Here is a 13039-nt window from a genome sequence, read left to right on the forward strand (position 1 = left end):
CCTCCGCCGGGGTAGAAGGCGGGGACGACCGGCGCGCCTGCCGGTCGTCGTGAACTGCCCGGATCGGGAGGCTGCATGGGCTCGGCCCAGGGGGGCGGGGACGTTCGTCGTTCGTCCTCGGGGACCGGGGAAGCACAACTGCCGGCACTGCTCGCCGCGGCGTTCGCCGCCGGTGGTGAGATGGGCGAGCGGCTGGGCGGCTTCGACTGGTCCACCAGCGCGCTCGGCACCCCGGACAGTTGGCCCGCGGCGCTCGGCCACGCGGTCAGCACCATGCTCTCGTCCCGGGCCCAGATCGTGCTCTTCTGGGGCGAGGAGCACCTGGCCTTCTACAACGACGCCTACCGGCCCACCATCGGGGACAAGCACCCGGCGGTGCTCGGCCAGCCCGCCCGGCGGTACTGGGCGGAGACCTGGGACGTGCTCGGGCCGCTGCTGGACGGGGTACGCCGCACCGGTGAGCCGTACCGCGGCGAGAACCATCCGTTCCTGCTCAACCGGCACGGCTTCCTGGAGGACGTCTACTTCGACATCTCGTACGACCCGATCCGGGAGGCCGACGGCACCGTCAACGGGGTGTTCTGCTTCGTCAACGAGACCACCGGCCGGGTGCTCGGCGAGCGCCGGCTGCGTGCCCTCGCCGAACTGGGCACCGAGCTGGCCGACGTGCAGGGCGGCGTGGAGCTGGGTCGCACGGTCGCCCGGGTGCTCGACGCGCACCGCGCCGACGTGCCGTTCAGCGCCGTCTGGCTGCACGACGAGACGGGCGTGCCGGCGCTGGCCGGGTGCGCCGGGGTCGAGACCGGCCTGGTCGCCGGGGGACCGCCCCCGACGGGCGACGGGTCGACCCCAGACGCGCCGTACTGGGTGTCGGTGGCCGACCTGCTCGGCCAGGTGCCGCCAGACGCCGCCGACCGGGCCCTGGTGCTGCCGCTGGTCGCCACCAACGAGCCGGCCGGGGTGCTGCTGCTCGGGGTGGCCCGCCGGTTGCCCTTCACCGACGACTACCGCGACTTCATCGACCTGGTCGCCGCCCAGGTCTCCCGCGCCGTCGGCAAGCAGCGGGCGTACGAGCAGGAGCGCGCCCGGGCCGCCGAGCTGGCCGCCCTGGACCAGGCCAAGACCAACTTCTTCGCCAACGTCAGCCACGAGTTCCGGACCCCGCTCACCCTGGTCCTCGGCCCGCTGGAGGACCTGCTCGTCGACCCGGCGCTGCCGCCGGCGTACCTCGAGCGGTTGACCATGACGCACCGCAACGCGCTGCGCCTGCTCAAGCTGGTCAACACCGTGCTGGACTTCTCCCGGCTGGAGTCCGGGCGGCTGGCCGCCCGCTACCAGCCCACCGACCTGGCCGACTTCACGGCCCGGCTGGCCAGCACCTTCCGCTCCGTCACCGAGCGGGCCGGGCTGCGCCTCGTGGTGGACTGCCCGCCGCTGCCCGCGCCCGTCTACGTGGACCGGGACATGTGGGAGAAGATCGTGCTCAACCTGGTCTCCAACGCCGTGAAGTTCACCTTCGACGGGGAGATCGAGGTCGTGGTCCGGGCCCGCGACGGCGCCGCCGTGCTGACGGTGCGCGACACCGGCGTCGGCATCGCGCCGGAGCAGCTGCCGCAGGTCTTCGAGCGCTTCCACCGGGTGCCCGGCTCCCGCGCCCGCACCTACGAGGGCACCGGCATCGGCCTGGCCCTGGTCCGCGAGCTGGTCGAGATGCACGGCGGCACGGTCCGCGCGGACAGCGTCGTCGACGAGGGCACCACCTTCACCGTGACGATTCCCTTCGGCTACGGGCACCTGCCCGCGGACCGGGTGTCGGCGCTCGCCCCGGTGCCGTTGCGCGAGCCGGAACAGGCCCGGCTCTACGTCGCCGAGACCACGCTCTGGACCGACGAGGTGAGCCGGCCGGCCGGCCTGCCGGAGGCGACCGGCACCGTGGCGGGCTCGGGCCGGATCCTGCTCGTCGACGACAACGCCGACCTGCGCGAGCACGTCAGCCGGCTGCTCTCCCCGGCGTACGAGGTGGTCGCCGTGCCGGACGGGGTGGAGGCGCTGCGGCTGGCCGTCGACGCCCCGTTCGACCTGGTGCTGACCGACGTGATGATGCCCCGGCTGGACGGCTTCGGGCTGGTCACCGCGCTGCGCGCCAACCCGGCCACCCGGCACGTGCCGATCGTGCTGCTCAGCGCCCGGGCCGGCGCGGCCGAGGAGGTCGCCGGGCTGGCGGTCGGCGCGGACGACTACCTGACCAAGCCCTTCTCCAGCCAGGAGCTGATCGCCCGGGTCCGGGCCAACGTCGAGCTGGGCCAGCTCCGGGGCCAGATCATCCGCCGGCTGCGGGCGCTCGCCGACGCCGCCGTGGCGGTCAACACCGCCCGGTCCACCGCCGACGTGGTGCAGGTCGCGGCGCGGCACGCGCTCAGCCTGGCCGAGGCCGGCCGGGTGGTGGTCACCGCCACCGGGGCGCGCTTCGAGGCGGACGGCGGCGGGGACGTCTCCACCGAGCCGTCGGTGGTGCTGCCGCTGACCGGCACCACCGACGAGCAGCTCGGCGAGCTGCGGGTCTGGCGGCGGGAGGGCGGCGGCACCGAACAGGCGGTGCTCACCGAGCTGGCCCGGCTGGTCGGCGTACGGCTGGAGAACGCCCAGCTCTACGAGGCCGAGCACCGGATCGCCACCACCCTCCAGCACAGCCTGCTGCCGCGTACGCTGCCGCAGCTGCCCGGCGCCGTGGTGGCCAGCCGCTACCTGCCGGGCAGCGCCGACGTCGAGATCGGCGGCGACTGGTACGACGTGATCCGCGCCCCCGACGACGAGCTGGTGCTGGTGATCGGCGACGTGGTCGGCAAGGGCGTGCGGGCCGCCGCCGCCATGGGCCAGCTCCGCAACGCGTTGCGCGCGTACGTGCTGGAGGGCTTCGACCCGGGCGGGGCGCTGACCCGCCTCAACCACCTGGTCTGCTCCACCGAGGGCGGTTCGTTCGCCACCGTGGTCTGCCTCTGGTTCTCGCCGCGCACCGGCCGGCTGCGCTACGCCAGCGCCGGACACCCGTCGCCGCTGCTGGTAAGGGGAGCGGACGTGACGTTCCTGCACGACCGGGCCCTCGGGCCGCCGATCGGCGCGATCCCCCAGGCCGAGTACCGGACCCTCGATGGCGACCTGGCCCCCGGTGAGCGGCTGCTGCTCTACACCGACGGCCTGATCGAGGACCGGCGCAGCGGCATCGACGCCGGCCTGGACCAGCTCCGGTCGGACGCGACCGCCCGGGCCGGGCACGTGTCCGACCTGGTCGACGCGGTGGTGCGGCGGGTGACCGGGCGGCCCCGGCACGACGACGTGGCGGTGCTGGCGCTGGAGGCGGCCGAGTTGAACCGGTTCAGCCTGCGGCTGCCCGCCGACCCGACCCGGCTCAGCGTGCTGCGCAAGCGGCTGGAGAACTTCCTCGTCGCCCACCAGGTCGGCGAGAACGACCTGTTCGACCTGACCGTGGCGATCTCCGAGGCCGCCGCGAACGCCATCGAGCACCCGGTGTCCCCGGTGGAGCCGGTGATCGAGGTCGACGTCACCATCGCCGACGGCACGGTGACCGCCACCGTCCGGGACAGCGGCCGCTGGCGGGAGTCGAGCGGATCGACCTTCCGGGGCCGGGGGCTGGCGTTGATCCAGGCGCTCGGCGAACTGGCCGTGACCCGTACCGACCGGGGCACCGAGGTGACCCTGCGCCGCCGGCTGTCGGACTGACCGCGGCGGGCCGGCAGGTCAGTTGGGGCGCAGCCATTCCTGCTCGCCGAGCCCGGCGATGTCGAGCACCCGCCGGACCTGACGGGACGGCAGCACGGTCAGCGCGCCGGGGAGCCGCTGCGCCAGCCGGACCACCGCGTGGATGGCGGCCGAATCGAAGAAGGTGACCCCGTGCAGGTCGAGCGTGACGTGCTCGGCCGGCTCACCGAGGACGGTCCGGAGCATGGTGTCGGCGCTGGCCATGTCGACCTCACCCACCACCACGACCCGAAGCCGGTCACCGTCGACCTCCGCGGTGGCGGAGAAGACGGGAGGTGCGGCCCCTTGATCCACGCAGCAACAATGGCACAGCGGTTGCGGGGCGGCAACAATGCCCGCGGGCCGGCCGTGGCCGGGGTCACCCGGCCCGCGGCGATAGGCTGGAGCCATGACCGTCCGTGCGCCGCTGACCCCTGGCACGCTCTCCCCGTGGCGAGCGGTACCCGCCCACATCCCGCGCCCCGAGTACGTGGGCAAGAAGCGTCCGCAGGAGTGGCGCGGCTCGCACGTACAGACGCCGGAGACCATCGAGAAGATGCGGCTCGCGGCCAAACTCGCCGCCCAGGCCACCCAGCTGGCGGGTGAGCACTGCAAGCCGGGGGTGACCACCGACGAGATCGACAAGGTGGTCCACGAGTTCCTCTGCGACAACGGCGCGTACCCGTCGACGTTGGGCTACAAGGGCTTCCCGAAGTCCTGCTGCACCAGCCTCAACGAGGTGATCTGCCACGGCATCCCGGACTCGACCGTGCTCGAGGACGGCGACATCATCAACGTGGACGTCACCGCGTACCTGAACGGCGTGCACGGGGACACCGACGCCACCTTCTGCGTGGGCGAGGTGAGCGAGGAGGCCCGGCTGCTCGTCGAGCGGACCCACGAGGCCATGATGCGCGGCATCAAGGCGGTCGCTCCGGGCCGGCAGATCAACGTGATCGGGCGGGTCATCGAGTCGTACGCCAAGCGGTTCGGCTACGGGGTGGTGCGCGACTTCACCGGCCACGGCATCGGCGAGTCCTTCCACAGCGGCCTGTACGTGCCGCACTACGACAGCCCGCGCCCCACCGACCTGATGGAGCCCGGGATGACGTTCACCATCGAGCCGATGATCACGCTGGGCACCCACCAGTACGACATGTGGGAGGACGGCTGGACGGTGGTCACCAAGGACCGCCGGTGGACGGCGCAGTTCGAGCACACCATCGTCGTGACCGACGACGGCTACGAGATCCTGACCCTGCCGTGACCGAGACCCCGGCGGCGCTGCGCGAGGCGCACCACGCGGACGTGTCCGGCGGCTGGCTGCGGCCCGCCGTGTTCGGCGCGATGGACGGCCTGGTCACCAACATCGCCCTGATCGCCGGCGTCGGCGGCGGCGGGGTCTCGCCGCGCAGCGTCGTGCTCACCGGCACCGCCGGCCTGGTCGCGGGCGCCATCTCGATGGGGCTGGGCGAGTACACCAGCGTCCGGTCCGCCAACGAGCAGGTGGCCGCCGAGGTGGCCAAGGAACGGCGCGAGCTGGAACGCCACCCGGAGGCCGAGGCCCGTGAGCTGGCCGACGCCTGGGTGGCTCGCGGCCTGCCCAGGGATCTCGCCACGCAGGTGGCCGAGGCGGTCCGGCGCAACCCGGAGGAGGCGCTGCGGGTGCACGTCCGGGAGGAGTTGGGCGTCGACCCCGACGAGCAGCCCAGCCCGTGGGCGGCGACGGTCTCGTCGTTCCTCTGCTTCTCCATCGGGGCGCTGGTGCCCCTGCTGAGCTACCTGGTCGGCTTCACCCACCTCTGGCTGGCGCTCGCCGTCGGCGGAGTGGGGCTCTTCGTGGCCGGCGCGATCGTCGCCCGCTTCACCAACCGGCCCTGGTGGTCCGGCGGCCTGCGGCAGCTCCTGCTGGGCGCCCTCGCCGCCGGCGCGACCTACCTCGTGGGCGCCCTGATCGGCATCCAGGGCGGAATCGGCTGACGCCACACCGCCCCGCCGCCCCGCCGCGCAGCCGTGCCGGGTGATCCACTCGGGTTGCGGCGAGACGGCCCATCCATGTCCGGCAGTGGCCGCAATTCGTCGTGTGCTCGACCCGGGTTGCGGCGATTGGGTGCTTCGGCGTCCGGCCGGGGCCGGGACCTGTCGTGTGATCCACTCGATTCGCGGCGAAGTGGCCTCTCGGTGGCCGGCCAAGCCCGCGACCTCTCGCATGATCGACTCGGGTTGCGGCAAATCGGGGCTTCCGCGGCTGGCGAGGCCCCGATTTGCCGCAGTCGGGGTCGGGCGAGGCTGGCGAAGCCGCGACTTGCCGCATCCCGGGCCGGGCAGGGCGGGCTGGGCTGCGCCAGGCCAGGCCAGGGCGGGCTGGGGTGTCAGTTGGTGAGGAGGTCGGTGACGGTGCCGTCAATCGGGTGGCCCCGGGCGGCCAACTCCTCGGCCTGCCGGGCCAGCACCGCGCCCACCTCGGTCATGTCCGCCCCGGCCAGCCCGGTACGCCGGACCGCGTCGCCCGGGTCGCGGAAGTAGGTGCGGCTGAACAGCCCCTGCACGGTGGCCGCGGCCAGCCGCGCCTCGCCGAGCATGAGCAGCGCCTGGTCGGTCTCGTACCACTCGGCGAGTCGGAGCGCGCGGGCGTGCGCCGCGCTGCCCCGGTACCACGCTTGACGGGCGGCGGCGGTGAACTCGGCCGGCCGGGCCCGGGCCAGCCGGGCCAGGTGCTCGTCGCGCAGGGTCCGCAGCCAACCGGTCGGGTCGTGCAACGCACGGGTGGTGACGTACCGGTCGGCGGCCAGCGGCCAGCGTGGGGTGATGGCGCGGGCCTGCCGCAGGTAGTCGTCGGCCGCGGCCACGGTGAGGTCGACCAGCACCCCGTCCACCCGACGGGTGGCCGGCGCCGGCCCGCCGCCCGGACGGTAGGTGACCAGCAGCAGGCCCACCTCGCCGTCTCCGCCGCCGTCGTCGTCGCCGTGGGCCAGCGGGCCGTGCACGGCCACGGCGAGCAGGTCGGCCGCGAACCGGCGCAGCGCCGCCTCGGTGACCCGCTCGGCGACTCGCCACCGGGGGTCATCCAGGTGCCGGTCGGTCTCCAGTTCGGCGTCCCTGGCGTCCACGGCCCACCTCCGATCCGCCGGCCTGCATCGACCGTCCACCACCCTAGCCAGGCTCCGGGCCCCCGGCCCTCCGCCGCGCCCGGCCGTCATCCGGGGACGCCGCGTCACCCGGGGACGCCGCGTCACCCGGGGACGCCGCGTCACCCGGGAACGGGCGCGCCAGCCGGGGACGCCGCGCCAGCCGGGGACGCCCCGCAGCGGGGCGGCGTTGCCGTGGGTCGGTCGGTGTGGGCAGGGCTGCGTCGACGCCCGTCGTCCGTTCGGGGCAGGTCAGGCCGGTGCCCGTCGGCCCGGCCGCGGGTTGCCCGACGCTGGTGCCCGCCGGGATCCGGTCCGGCGGTGGTCCGGTCAGGCCGACGGCGCTGGGCTGTCGGTCGGGATCAGGCGGAACACCCGGATCTCCCGGCCGCCGGCCCGTTCCACGTAGGTGCGGTACGCCGGCCACTCGGCGACCAGCCGGGCGAAGAGCCGTTCCCGTTCCTCGCCGCTGATCTGCTCCGCGCGGACCGGGATCCGGCGGCCCCGGACGTCGATCTCGGCGGCCGGCTGGGCGAGCAGGTTCAGTGACCAGGCGGGCTGGTGCTGCTGGCCCCAGTTCGAGCCGATCACCACGTACGCGTCGCCGTCCGGCACGTACAGCAGGGGGTTGCTGCGCGGCTTGCCGGAGCGGCGGCCGGTGGTGGTCAGGACCAGCGAGGGCACCAGGCCGAACGCGACCACCCGGCCCTTCGTCAACCGGCCGACCAGCCGGTCGGCGGGGACGAGCAGGCGCATGGTGGCGCCGAACCACTTCTGGTGACCGAGGCGGCGGGTGAGGGTTCCCAGGGCGGACACCCGACCAGTGTGCCGGCCGCGCGCCCCGCGCGACAGTCCCCGGCCGGCCGCGCGGCAGTCCTCGCCGGTCCGGGCGGGCCGGCTCAGTCCAGCCGGCGCTCGACCGGCAGCCGGGACCGGGTGAGCAGGCCCGCCCCGAGCATGGCCACCAGCGGCACCACCACCAGCACCGCCAGGGTCAGCCCCGGCACCACCAGCGGGTACGGCTCCGGGGCCGGCCAGAGTCGGGCGTACTGCCGGTTGAGGGAGAGCAGGATGATGGCCACCGAGCCGAGGCCGGCGGCGATGCCGAGCGCCGATCCGAGCACCGCGATGACCCCGGCCTGGCAGAGCGAGAGCAGCCGGCGTACCCGGGGATCGGCGCCGACCGCGGCGAGCGTGGACAGGTCCCGGCGGCCCTCGGCGGCGGCCAGGCCGGTGGCCACGCCGGCCGCGCCCAGGGTGATCACACCGGAGGCGACGGCCAGCAGGATCAGCAGCGGGCGCTGGTTGGACGGCGGCGCCTCGGTGGACACCTGCACCGTGAGCGGGGCCACCTCGGACAGTTCGGCGGCGAGCCGGTCCCGCTCCTGGTCGGTGGGCGGGCGGTCCGGGTCGACCAGGTAGCCGAGCGGGTCCCCGACCAGACCGACCACGGCCGCCGCGGCCGGGGAGAGGACGAGCCGCTCGACGGGGAGCCCGCCGCGCAGCGCGTACCCGGGCAGCGCGCGGCTGACCGTGGGGGCCCCGGAACCGCGGCTGATCTCGATGGTCACCCGACCGTCCACCACCCGCCGGGGGTCGGTGACCACGACCCCGCCGGCCCGCAGCGTCCGGGTGGCGGCGGCCACCTCGTCGGGCGGGGCGCCGGTGAGCGCGGTGAGGGTGGCGCCGTCGTCGACCACGGAGGTCAGGCCGATGTCGCTCGGTTCCCGGTACGGCTGGACGCAGCGGGGATCGTCGAGGGCCCGTTCCCGCCCGGGGCGGTCCTCCTTCCAGAGGTCGTACGGGCAGCTCTGCTCTGGCGGCAGCACGGTGTTGACCGCGCAGTAGTCGTCCGGGCCGGCGGGGTGGGCGCAGCCGGGGGTGGCGAGCGGGACGACCGGGGCGCCCGGCAGCACCGCCTGGACCCGCTGGGCGACCTCGTCGACGGCCGGCAGTGGCCCGGTCTCGGGCAGGTCGTCGCGGATCAGCACCACGTTGCCGGGCGGCAGCCCGGGCTGCCAGGCGGCCTGGCTGCGGGCGTCGTCGCTGGCCACGTAGACGCCGAGGGCGACGCTGCCGGCCACCGCCGCCATCACCGCCGAGATGGCCGGGGCGGCCGAGGACCGGTTGCGGCTGGCGTCGCGCAGCGCGAGCCGGGGCGTCAGCGGCAGCAGCCGGCCCAGCCGGGCCAGCAGCCCGACCAGCGTCGGGGTGCAGCAGACCAGGCCCAGCTCACCGAGGATCAGCCCGGTCAGCACCACGGACGGGGTGCTGCGGCCGCTGCCCAGTGCGGCGACCGCGGCGCCGGCGATGGTGAGCAGCACGCCGAGCACCAGCCAGCGCAGCCGGTGCCGGGGTGGTTCCCGGCGGCCCGCGAGGCCGGCCACCACGTCCTGCCGGGCCGCCGTCCAGGCCGGGGCGAGCGCCGCCAGCACCCCGGCCAGCACCGCCACCGCGGCGATCGCCGCCAGCGCCGCCGGGAAGATCCGGTACCCGCCGAAGCGCTGCTGGACCAGGTACTGCTCGACCAGCGGGCGGCCGGCGAGCGCCGCGCCGACCCCGATCAGCAGTCCGAGCGCCGCCCCGCCGGCGCCGAGCACCACCCCGTCGGCGAGCACGATCCGGCGCAGGTGTGCGGCGTCGCCGCCGGCCACCGCCACCAGGGCGAGGTCCCGGCGGCGCCGGCGTACCGCCACGGCGAAGGCCGGTCCGACCAGCAGGACCACCTCGAGCAGCCCCAGTCCGCTCACCAGGACGGCGGTGCCGGTCTGCTCCGCGTCGGGCAGCCCCGGGCCGGTGTAGACCGGGTCCCGCCCGGGCACCGGGGCCCGGGCGGTGACCACGATGCCGCGGGCGTTCAGCCGGTCGACCAGCGCCCGGTCGACCGGTCCGGGCAGGTCCACCAGCCAGCTCTCGTCGCGGGGCGGGGCGGCGGGCGGCTCCGGCCGGAGCGCCACGACCTCGCGCAGGTTGTCCGGGAACTCCACCACCCCGACCACCGTGTAGCCGGTGCCGTCGGTGGTCCACACCCGGTGGCCGAGCTGCACGCCGAGCCGGTGCAGCAGGCGCGGGCTGACCGCGATCTCGTCCGGGGCGCTCGGCCGCCGGCCGTCGCGCAGCGCCGCCAGCGGGCGGGTGATCGGGTCGGCCAGGTCGACGGACCGGGCGTCGATGCCGACGATCCGGCCGTCGACGCGCACCTCGAACGGGACCCACCGGCGCAGCAGCGAGACTCGGCTGCCGGCGGGCAGGAGCGAGCGGATCTCGTCGGCGGTCACCGGGCGGGTCCGCGGCACCGGCTCGCCCTCGCCCTCGGCCGCGCCGTAGCCCTCGCCCCAGGCGTCCTGACGTACCGGGCTCGCCGCCACCCAGCGCAGCTCCGCGTCGGCCGCGCCGAGCCGCCGGTCCATTTCCTCGGCCCGGGTGAGCTGGGCCATGTCGTAGCTCACCGCGACGAAGCTCAGCGCCAGCACGGGCAGCGCGATCATGGCCAGCACGAGCGCGGTGCGACCCCGGGCCCGGCGGGCCTCCCGCCGGGCGATCCGCAGTGCGGTCCGCCATGAGCCGAGCATCCCGGCCAGCCGCTGCCGGATCACCGTCCGCTGCCGCTGAGCAGGTGCTCGACGCCGACCAGCGGGGCCGTCGAGTCGACCAGCACCCCATCCCGGAGGAAGACCACCCGGTCGGCCCAGCCGGCGTGCCGCGCCTCGTGGGTGACCAGCACGCCCGCCGCGCCGGCGTCGACCCGGCGGCGCAGCAGGTGCAGCACCGCCTCGCCGGCCTCCGAGTCGAGCGCGCCGGTGGGCTCGTCGGCGAGGACCAGGCGCCGCTCGCCGACCAGGGCCCGGGCGATCGCCACCCGCTGCTGCTGGCCGCCGGAGAGCTGGTCCGGGAACCGGTCGCCCAGCCCGTCCAGGCCGACCTCGGCGAGCGCGGCCAGCGCCAGCCGGCGGGCGGCGCGTACGCCGGTGCCGTCGAGTTCCAGCGGCAGCGCCACGTTCTCCGCCGCGGTGAGGCTGCCGATCAGGTTGAGGTCCTGGAAGACGTAGCCGATCCGGCGGCGGCGCAGCCGGGCCAGCTCGCGGGGGCCGAGCCCGCCCAGCGCCTCCCCCTCGACCAGCACGTCGCCGCCGGTCGGGCGGTCCAGCCCGCCGGCCAGGGCCAGCAGGGTGGACTTGCCGGAGCCGGAGGGACCCATCACGGCGACCAGTTCGCCGGCCGAGACGGTCAGGCCGACCCCGCGCAGGGCGTGCACCGCGGTCGCCCCGCCGCCGTGGGTCCGGTGCACGTCCCGCAGTTCCAGCACCGCGCTCATCCGGGTCCCTCCCGCCGCCGGCGCCGCCGGCTCACCGGCGAGCCGCCTCGTCGGTCCGGTCCACCGCCTCGGGATGGCCCGCCGGGCGGCTCGGCGCGGGCCGGAAGCGCACCAGGCTGGTCTCGCAGTGGTCGAGCCAGCGGACCTCCGCCTCGGCCTGGAAGATCATCGCGTCCAACACCAGCCGCCAGGGCAGATCCTCCGGCTTGTCGCTGGCGTACTTCAACCGGGTCAACTCCTGCAACGCGCGGATGGTCGCGCTGCGCTGGGTCTGCACGACCGCGCGCACGTCCACGCCGGGCGTGGTCAACGCGAGGGCCAGCTTGATGGACAGCTCGTCGCGGGGACGGTCGGCGCGGCTGATCGGGGTGGCGAACCAGAGCGCCAGGTCCGCCCGCCCGGCGTCGGTGATCTCGTACGGCCGCTGCCCGGCCTCGCTCTCCGGTAGCGGGCGGACCAGCCCGTCGCGTTCCAGCCGGGCCAGGGTGGTGTAGACCTGTCCGATGTTCAGCGGCCAGGTCGAGCCGGTCGACTCCTCGAAGGCGGCCCGGAGTTGGTAGCCGTACATCTGGCCGCGCTCGAGCAGGGCGAGCAGGCCGTGGCGGATCGACATGGCCAGGAGTATGCATACCTGGTATGCGGACTGCAACCGGAGTCCCGCTCAGGGTGACCGGCGCCGCGCTCAGCCGGGTCGGCCAGGGAAGGCGACGGTGACCGGGGTCATGCCCGCCGCCCGCCGCCACCGGGTGGCCCGCAGGGCGCAGTCGGTGAGCGCGGCGAGCGCCCGGTTGCGGTCCGCGCCGGTGGTGTGCGGCAGCGCCGCCCGCCAGTGCCCCGCGGTCCGCTCCTCGACCTCGACGGCCAGCCGCAACGCGCTCGCCCGGTCCGTCACCGGGTAGGGCAGCGCGTAGCCGGCCCGGTCGGCGGGGAGTTGGCCGCCGGCCTCGCTCAACTGGACGACGAGGGTGTCCCGCCGGGCCCGGTGCGCCGCCTCGGCGGCCCGGGCGGCGGTGCGCTGGGCGCCGGCGAGGTGCACGCCGATCACGCCGTACGCCCAGATGGCCGCGTACTCGGCGGCGAGCGCGTCGGCGAGGGCCTGGGCCGGCCCGGGGGCGGGCGCGGTGCGCGCGGTCACTTCAGCGCCTCCAGGTGGGTCGCCCGGGCGGCGGCGATCGAGCCGAGCAGCGCGGCCCGGTCGGCCGGCGCGGCCGCGCAGGCCCGCGCGGCGTTCTTCCGGCCCTGCTGTTCGGCCCCGCTGAGCGCGCTGAGCAGGGCGGCGGGATCGGTGCCCGCGGTGGCCGGGGCGACCGTGGGGGAGCCGGACGGGGCCGGCCGGCCGATCACCCGGCGCAGCTCGTCGGCGTGCGCCCGGTGGGCGTCGGCGATCGGGGTGAGCCGCCCGGCCAGGTCGGGGGCGGCGGTGATCGCGGCCCGGTACCGGGCCTCGAGCGCGGCGGCCTCCGCCGCGACCGGCTCCAGCGGGTCCGGCGGGGGCGGGCCGTCGTCGCCGCGGTCGAGAAGATCACAGCCGGTCACCGGTACGACGGCGGCGCCGAGCGCCACCAGCGCACCGCCGCGCAGCAGATTTCGCCGGGAATGCCCCGGTAGACCGTCCTGCGGTGTCGTCCTGCCCGTCGCCACCGGACAAGTCAACACCATCGGCGCCGGGTCGTGGGCCGGTGGCGTCGGTGCGCCGCCGGCTCCGGTGACCCGGCCGCGCGTTACGCTCTGCGCAGCCACCGGGCGCGTCCGCCCCGGTGGCGTGCCGGCATGGCGGGCTTTCCGGCCCGCCGGAGAACAGACCTGGCGGGCCCGCGGCCCGTGGAACAGCAGAGAGGTG

Annotated in this window: 11 protein-coding genes; 3 read left to right on the top strand and 8 right to left on the bottom strand. The window is 75.7% G+C overall.

Going from position 1 to position 13039, the window contains the following annotated elements; all coding sequences use genetic code 11:
- Positions 1–75: 75 nt before the first annotated feature.
- Complete coding sequence (locus tag ACIBPB_RS20165) at positions 76–3738, top strand: SpoIIE family protein phosphatase (RefSeq protein WP_396841079.1); 3663 nt, start codon at positions 76–78, stop codon at positions 3736–3738.
- 18 nt (positions 3739–3756) lie between these two features.
- Here ACIBPB_RS20165 and ACIBPB_RS20170 read toward each other — a convergent pair whose 3' ends face one another.
- Positions 3757–4071 (bottom strand): STAS domain-containing protein, encoded by a 315-nt coding sequence (locus tag ACIBPB_RS20170; protein WP_396841080.1) that lies wholly within the window; start codon positions 4069–4071, stop codon positions 3757–3759.
- A 94-nt stretch (positions 4072–4165) separates the two neighbouring features.
- On the opposite strand from ACIBPB_RS20170, the gene map reads away from it, so the two are divergent.
- The gene (gene map / locus ACIBPB_RS20175) at positions 4166–5023 is read left to right on the top strand and encodes a type I methionyl aminopeptidase (protein ID WP_396841081.1); all 858 of its coding nucleotides are present in this window, start codon (positions 4166–4168) and stop codon (positions 5021–5023) included.
- Entirely contained in the window at positions 5020–5736 is a 717-nt protein-coding gene (locus ACIBPB_RS20180; RefSeq protein ID WP_396841082.1) for a VIT1/CCC1 transporter family protein, read from the top strand. Before map ends, ACIBPB_RS20180 begins: the two co-directional genes overlap by 4 nt.
- A gap of 392 nt (positions 5737–6128) precedes the next feature.
- On the opposite strand, the gene ACIBPB_RS20185 is transcribed toward ACIBPB_RS20180, so the two are convergent.
- The 7 genes from ACIBPB_RS20185 to ACIBPB_RS20215 form a co-directional block, all read right to left on the bottom strand.
- Positions 6129–6866, bottom strand: a complete 738-nt coding sequence (locus tag ACIBPB_RS20185; protein WP_396841083.1) for a nucleotidyltransferase domain-containing protein — start codon at positions 6864–6866, stop codon at positions 6129–6131.
- 348 nt (positions 6867–7214) lie between these two features.
- Complete coding sequence (locus tag ACIBPB_RS20190; RefSeq protein ID WP_396841084.1) at positions 7215–7700, bottom strand: nitroreductase family deazaflavin-dependent oxidoreductase; 486 nt, start codon at positions 7698–7700, stop codon at positions 7215–7217.
- 83 nt (positions 7701–7783) lie between these two features.
- Positions 7784–10480 (bottom strand): FtsX-like permease family protein, encoded by a 2697-nt coding sequence (locus tag ACIBPB_RS20195; protein WP_396841085.1) that lies wholly within the window; start codon positions 10478–10480, stop codon positions 7784–7786.
- Positions 10477–11199, bottom strand: coding sequence for an ABC transporter ATP-binding protein (locus ACIBPB_RS20200; protein ID WP_396841086.1), 723 nt, complete (start codon positions 11197–11199; stop codon positions 10477–10479). The genes ACIBPB_RS20195 and ACIBPB_RS20200 overlap by 4 nt, the downstream gene beginning before the upstream one ends.
- A 31-nt stretch (positions 11200–11230) precedes the next feature.
- Positions 11231–11812: a PadR family transcriptional regulator gene (locus ACIBPB_RS20205; protein WP_357315015.1), complete on the bottom strand. Its 582-nt coding sequence runs from the start codon at positions 11810–11812 to the stop codon at positions 11231–11233.
- Between the two features lie 69 nt (positions 11813–11881).
- Positions 11882–12334 carry a ferritin-like domain-containing protein gene (locus ACIBPB_RS20210; RefSeq protein ID WP_396841087.1) on the bottom strand — a complete coding sequence of 151 codons (453 nt, stop codon included), beginning with the start codon at positions 12332–12334 and terminating at the stop codon, positions 11882–11884.
- Entirely contained in the window at positions 12331–12840 is a 510-nt protein-coding gene (locus ACIBPB_RS20215; RefSeq protein WP_396841088.1) for a hypothetical protein, read from the bottom strand. The genes ACIBPB_RS20210 and ACIBPB_RS20215 overlap by 4 nt, the downstream gene beginning before the upstream one ends.
- Positions 12841–13039 lie beyond the last annotated feature (199 nt).

Origin of the sequence: Micromonospora sp. NPDC049836 (assembly GCF_044465125.1) — a bacterium.
Classification (GTDB): Bacteria; Actinomycetota; Actinomycetes; order Mycobacteriales; family Micromonosporaceae; genus Micromonospora.